Source organism: Endozoicomonas sp. YOMI1 (assembly GCF_024606345.1).
Lineage (GTDB): Bacteria > Pseudomonadota > Gammaproteobacteria > Pseudomonadales > Endozoicomonadaceae > Endozoicomonas.
On the sequence record NZ_JAHHPM010000436.1, the window covers coordinates 1 to 1,067 of the forward strand.

General features: G+C 54.0%; 1 protein-coding gene. It reads left to right on the forward strand.

What is annotated here, in order from left to right; translation table 11 throughout:
* On the forward strand, nt 1–808 hold an 808-nt coding region (locus KDK15_RS15460), incomplete at its 5' end, for a hypothetical protein (protein ID WP_257296286.1).
* Nucleotides 809–1,067 lie beyond the last annotated feature (259 nt).

Sequence of the window (1,067 nt, forward strand, 5' to 3'; positions counted from 1 at the left end):
ACGCCGGCGTCGGGGGGGGGGTGTTATAGGAACGGTTGCCCACACCACGGCGGTGTACAGCCATGTCACAACCGAGGGTGAACGTGCATACGCCGGCATCGGGGGGGGGGGGGAGGTTGACAGTGAAGGAACGGTTGCCCACACCACGGCAGTGAACAGCTATGTCACAACCTTGGGTAACTATTCAGGCGCCGGCATCGAGGCGGGGCAGATTTACGGAACGGTTGACAAAGCCAAGACGTTGAATAGCTTTGTCAATGGCAATAAAACGAATTCTGGATCTATCTCCTATGATCAGCTTCTTTGCCAAAAACCAGACCTACTTGTGTTAACAGCCAATTGCTCTCCGAGAACTGAATTTCTGGATGCTTTGAATTCTTCGTACAGTGATGCTTGCCGGGTAAGTGTCACTACAGTGTCAACTGCTACAGAGCCGGCAGCCGCTACAGAGTCGGCAGCCGCTACAGAGCCGGCAGCCACTACAGAGTCGGCAGCCGCTACAAAGACGGCAGCCGCTACAGAGCCGACAGCCGCTTCAGTGTCCACAGCCGCTACAGAGTCGGCAGCCGCTTCAGTGTCCACAGCCGCTACGGCGGGCATTACCACAGGTTACCTGGTGGCAGCGGGCGTATTGGTGATTGTCGGCTATCAATGGATTACCGGTTACCGGGATGGGTTGCGTGGTCAGGAGCTGGCGATGAAACCACTGACTCGCGGTAAAGAACTGGCAAGCGCCGCGGTCGACTCAGTATCACAGGGTATTCAGGGAATCAGAGAACGAAGGAGGAGGCGGAGATTTTTGTATTGAAAGCTTATCTTTCCCGTAGAGAAACAGTGTCATATATGGTCCGCCCCGCATTGCAAGGAAAATTTTTCCATCATGACTAAAGAGTTATGCTTCCACTCTCTTAATAAAGAGACTGGCCTTGGGGTGAGGTCTCAATGCCTTTGGCCCTGATGGAATCCGCTCACTCCCACCTCAACAGGTCTTCGGCCTCTATGAGCCCTGACACCGGTCAGGCTCAAGGGAGTGCAGGTCTTACCTTTTATGCCATCATTTGAACTTT